Annotated in this window: 5 protein-coding genes; 2 read left to right on the top strand and 3 right to left on the bottom strand. The window is 74.0% G+C overall.

Features of this window, described 5'->3' with window-relative positions; genetic code table 11:
- Positions 1 to 1,351: ATP-dependent helicase (locus tag PROKR_RS21125; RefSeq protein ID WP_051433213.1), on the bottom strand; the 1,351-nt coding region annotated here is incomplete at its 3' end.
- 39 nt (positions 1,352 to 1,390) lie between these two features.
- Here PROKR_RS21125 and PROKR_RS21120 point away from each other — a divergent pair.
- Complete coding sequence (locus PROKR_RS21120) at positions 1,391 to 1,660, top strand: mycoredoxin (protein ID WP_036966958.1); 270 nt, start codon at positions 1,391 to 1,393, stop codon at positions 1,658 to 1,660.
- Positions 1,661 to 1,665: 5 nt separating this feature from the next.
- On the opposite strand, the gene PROKR_RS21115 is transcribed toward PROKR_RS21120, so the two are convergent.
- A complete protein-coding gene (locus PROKR_RS21115; protein ID WP_036966956.1) occupies positions 1,666 to 2,583 on the bottom strand; it encodes a macrolide 2'-phosphotransferase in 918 nt (305 codons plus the stop codon).
- A gap of 106 nt (positions 2,584 to 2,689) precedes the next feature.
- Here PROKR_RS21115 and nudC point away from each other — a divergent pair, with 106 nt between their 5' ends.
- Positions 2,690 to 3,583 carry an NAD(+) diphosphatase gene (gene nudC / locus PROKR_RS21110; RefSeq protein WP_036966952.1) on the top strand — a complete coding sequence of 298 codons (894 nt, stop codon included), beginning with the start codon at positions 2,690 to 2,692 and terminating at the stop codon, positions 3,581 to 3,583.
- A gap of 1 nt (position 3,584) precedes the next feature.
- Here nudC and PROKR_RS21105 read toward each other — a convergent pair.
- Positions 3,585 to 5,111: 3'-5' exonuclease (locus PROKR_RS21105; RefSeq protein WP_036966949.1), on the bottom strand; the 1,527-nt coding region annotated here is incomplete at its 5' end.

The following is a 5,111-nucleotide window of genomic DNA, read 5'->3' as shown; positions in this document are numbered from 1 at the left end:
CGGGCGCCCGGTCGGCCCAGCCGGCGGCGGACAGCACGTCGCGCACCTGGTCCGGCATGGACAGCGCCGGGTCGGCGGAACGGGCGGCCCCGCGGAGCAGCACCAGCGCGTCGCGGACCTCCTTGCGCTGGAAGAACCGCTGGCCGCCACGCACCAGGTAGCCCACGCCGGCCTCGGCGAAGGCGGACTCGAACGCCTCGGACTGGGCGTTGGTGCGGTACAGCACGGCGATCTCGCTGGGCTTGACCCCCGATTCGATCAGCCGGGCGGCGCGGGCCGCGATGCCCTTCGCCTCGGCCTCGTCGTCGTCGTACGCCGTGAAGGCGACCGCCGGGCCGGGATCGCGCTGCGCGATCAGCTCGAGCGCCTGGTGCGCGCCGCCCGCGCGGCCGGCGCGCTTGAGCACCTCGTTCGCCAGGTTCACCACCTGGGGCGTGGACCGGTAGTCGCGCACGAGACGGATCTCCTGCGCCTCCGGGTAGGTGCGCCGGAACTCCAGCAGGTGGCGCGGGGTGGCGCCGGTGAAGGAGTAGATGGTCTGCGACGGGTCTCCGACCACGCACAGCTCCTTGCGCCCACCCAGCCACTGGTCCAGCAGGAACTGCTGCAGCGGCGAGACGTCCTGGTACTCGTCGACGACGAAGTGCCGGTACTGCGAGCGGACCTCGTCGGCCACGATCTTGTGGCTGTTCAGCATGTCCGCGAGCATGAGCAGCACGTCCTCGAAGTCGATGACCTCGCGCTCCGTCTTCACGTCCTCGTAGGCCGTGATCAGCCGGGCCACCGCCTGCGCGTCGTAGCCCGACGGCGCCTCACGGCCGGTCGCGTACGCCGCTTTCTCGTAGTCGTCGGCCGTGACGAGCGAGACCTTGGCCCACTCGACCTCGCTGCTCAGGTCGCGGACCGCCACCCGGTCCACGCTCAGGCCCACCCGCCGCGCGGCCTCGGCCACGATCGGCGCCTTGAACTCCTGCAGGCGCGGCGGGGCGCCGCCCACCACCCGGGGCCAGAAGTAGCCGAGCTGGCGCAGCGCGGCGGAGTGGAACGTGCGGGCCTGCACGCCCTGGACGCCCAGACCCCGCAGCCGGGTGCGCATCTCCCCTGCCGCACGCGCCGTGAACGTCACCGCCAGCACGCTGGTCGGCTTGTACGCCCCGATGCGGACGCCGTAGGCGATGCGGTGCGTGATGGCGCGGGTCTTGCCCGTGCCCGCGCCCGCCAGCACGACCACGGGCCCGTTGAGCGCGAGGGCGACCTCGCGCTGCTCGGGGTCGAGGGCGGTCAGGATCGCGTCGGGGCTCAGCGGTCCAGGATGATTCGAACCACCGGCGGAGTTGGTCTGGGTGAGCATCCCTGCGATTCTCGCAGCAACCACCGACAAGGAGAACAGATGTCCGAGACGACCACGCCGCTCCCCGAGGACGGCACCGTCCTCATGTACTCGACCACCTGGTGCGGGTACTGCCGGCGGCTGCGCACGCAGCTCGACTCCGAGGGCATCGGCTACACCGTCATCGACATCGAGGAGCAGCCGGAGGCCGCCGCGTACGTGGAGCAGGTCAACGGGGGCAACCAGACCGTGCCCACCGTGGTCTTCCCGGACGGCTCGGCCGTGACCAACCCGAGCCTCGTCCAGGTGAAGCAGGCCCTGGCGGCCTGAGGCGCTCAGCCCTCGTCGAGGGTCGCCTCGTCCAGGTCCTGAAGCATGGACGTGGCGTCCTCGACGACCTCGGGCAGCCGATGCCGCACGCCGTGCAGGAGCCAGCGTGCGAGCGCCAGCTCGCCGACGAGCATGGCGCGCTCGGCGAGGCGTGAGTCGCTCAGCTCGGTGCGGCGCAGCTGGTAGGCCTCCATGATCGAGTCCACGGCCTCCATCGGCGCCGCGGCGATCAGCCACGCGAGGTCGTCGGCGGGGTCCGCCACGCGGGCCTCCGACCAGCCCGAGACCGCCACGACCCGCTGCCGGTCCACGAGCAGCTGGTCGGGCGCGAGGTCGCCGTGCGTCACCACGGGCTTGAACCGCCAGAGGGAGACGTCCTCCAGCGCGGTCTCCCAGCGGCGCAGCAGAGTGGGCGGGATGCGGCCGGTGCGGGCCGCCTCGTCCACCTCGGTCAGCCGCCGCTCCCGGTACTCGGACGCGGTGTAGCTGGGCAGGCCGCACGTCTCCACGACGGACGTGGGCAGCTCGTGGATGGCCGCGATGGCCCGGCCCAGGTCGGCGGCCAGCCCGGGGCCCTGCTCCAGGGACTCGACGTCGAGGTTGTCGCCGATGATCCGGCGGTGCACGACGGCCCGGCCGCCCTCCGGCAGGAGCGCGTAGCCCGCGACCTGCGGCACCACGAACGGGAGCACGCCCGTGTCGATGTAGAGCCGGAGCGCGTCGAGCAGCTCGATCTCGGCCTCCAGGGCTGCGCCCGCCACGGTGGTGCGCGGCGCGCGCACCACCCATTCCTGGTCGTCCGCACCGGTCACGACCGCGACGTCGTAGTCGCCGGCGAGGTCCCCGACGCGGACCGACTGGGCGTCGAGACCCGGCACGGCGGCGGTCGAGAGGGCAGCGAGAGCGAGGGGCGTGCGGGACACGTGCTCACCCTAGAGCAGCGCCTGGCACCCGACGGCGCAGGGACGGTGGCGTGTCCGACCACAACGCGGGTGCGGCACCGGTCCGCGAGAGGACTAACGTCGTCCCGTGCGTCCTCTCGACCTCCCCTTCGCCCGCTCGGCCCACGACCGTGCCGCCCACCGGCGCGCGGTGCCCGGCCTCCTCGACGACCTGCGCAAGGAGCAGAGCACGCGGGTCCTCGTGGTGCGGGGCACCCGGGTGGCAACGGTCGGGTCGCGGGTCGCGTTCCTCGCGCCCGACGACGTGGCACACCTCGCGACGCGGGCCCTGCTCTTCCTCGGGGAGGCCGACGGCGTCAGCCACCTCGGGCTGGTCCTGGCCGACGTCGAGGCCGAGCCGGAGCTCGACGTCGAGTGGACCGGGCTGCGCACGCTCGACGCGCCCGACCTGGAGGTCGGCCTGGTGGTCGAGGCCGTCGCCCTGGCCCAGTGGCACGCGGTGCACACCCACTGCCCGCTGTGCGGCACGCGGACCGAGGTGAAGCAGGCGGGCTGGGTACGGCACTGCCCGGCGGACGAGTCCAACCACTTCCCGCGGACCGACCCCGCGGTGATCATGGCGATCACCGACACCGACGACCGGCTGCTCCTGGCCCGCGGCCCACAGTGGGACCTGGGCCGCCGTTCGGTGCTGGCCGGGTTCGTCGAGCCCGGGGAGGGCCTGGAGCAGGCCGTGGCCCGCGAGACGTCGGAAGAGGTCGGCGTGCTGATCGACCCCGCCTCGATCGAGTACCGCGGCAGCCAGTCGTGGCCGTTCCCGGCGTCGCTCATGCTCGGCTTCCGGGCCCGGGCGACCACCACGGAGCTGACGCGGCAGGAGGACGAGATCGCCGAGGCCGACTGGTTCACCCGCGACCAGGTCGCCACGGCGGTCGCGGACGGCCACCTCGGCCTGCCCGGGCGGTCCTCGATCGCGCGCTCCCTCATCGAGGAGTGGTTCGGCGGGCCGGTCGGGGCGTGACTCAGGCGCCCGTGATCAGGGCCTCCAGCTCGGCCTCGTCGAGCAGCCGGTCCGGGCGCACGGTCGTGTCCGAGCCCACGTAGTAGAAGGCCGCGCTCACCTGGTCCAGCGGCAGCCCCGTCCAACGGGACCATGCCAGGCGGTACACGGCGAGCTGCACCTCGCGGGCGGCCCGCGCCGAGGCGTCGAGCGGCTCGCGGCCGGTCTTCCAGTCGACCACCACGACGGCGTCGGGGCCGGCGGCGGGGTCCTTGAAGACGGCGTCCATGCGGCAGCGCAGCATGACGCCCGCCACCGGGGTCTCGACGTCGACCTCGACCGCCACGGGCATCCGGGCGGACCACTCCGACCCCAGGAATGTGTCGCGCAGCTTGTCGAGGTCGGTGTCCTCGGGCAGGTCGTCGTCCTCGGCGCTGGGCAGGTCGTCGACGTCGAGCAGCGTGGCCGACGTGAAGAACTGCTCGACCCACTCGTGGAACCGGGTGCCGCGGCGGGCGTGCACCGTGGGCTGCACCGGGACCGGCCGGCGCAGCTGGAGGGCGAACGCGTCGCGGTCGGCGGCAAGCCGCACCAGACCCGACGCCGAGACGTGCGCCGGGAACGCGACCTCGCGGTCGGTGCGCCGGTTCCGCTCGACCAGGAGCATGCGGGCGAGGTCGACCAGGTCGTGGCCGGCGGCATCCGCCAGGACGCCCTGCGGTGCGGTGAGCGCGTCGGCCGGGAGCCGCATGGCGGCGAGCGCGACCAGCCGTTCCTCCGCGGCCGCGTCCACCAGCGAGGCCGTGGCACGCAGGACGTCGCGAGCGGTCGGGGCCGGGCTGGGCTGGTCCGCGCCGCCGTCCGGGGCGGGCCACACCGCCGTGATCTCCTCCGCGTTGCGCGGGTTCTCGGCGTCGGGCTCCGGCATCGGGGCCCACAGGTCGGTCTTGACCAGCTCGGCCTCGGCCAGCTCGGCGAGGAACGGGGAGACACCGCGCGGGCGGCTGGCCGTGCCCCACCAGGACGCGGTGAGGAAGAGCTCCCGGCGGGCGCGCGTGAACGCCACATAGGCCAGGCGCCGCTCCTCGGCGAGCCGGTGCTCGCCGCACTCCGCCTTGAACTCGTCACGCAGGGCGACCAGGTCCTTGGTGTCGGAGGCGTGCTCCCAGTCGAAGCGCGGCAGGTCGTCCGCGTCGCCGCGCAGGTGGTACGGCAGCTCGCCCAGGTCGGACAGCCAGCCCGACGACGACTCCCCCGAGCGCGAGCCGCGGTCCCAGGTGGGGAACGCGCCGTCGGCCAGGCCCGCCACGGCCACGGCGTCCCACTCCAGGCCCTTCGCGGCGTGCGCGGTGATGACCTGGACGGCGTCGGGGTCGGGCTCGTGCACCGGCATGTCGAGCCCGCGCTCCCGCTCGCCCGCGACACCCAGCCAGGCCAGGAACGCGCCGAGCGTCGCGGTGTCCGAGGACTGCGCGAACGAGGCCGCGACGTCCCGGAACGCGTCGAGGTGCTCGCGCCCGCGGTCGCTCACGGCGCCGCCGACCCCGGC

It is taken from the genome of Promicromonospora kroppenstedtii DSM 19349, from assembly GCF_000515355.1.
Classification (GTDB): Bacteria; Actinomycetota; Actinomycetes; order Actinomycetales; family Cellulomonadaceae; genus Promicromonospora; species Promicromonospora kroppenstedtii.
The sequence above is the reverse complement of the archived record's forward strand: the minus strand, read 5'-3'. Positions and strand labels throughout refer to the sequence as shown.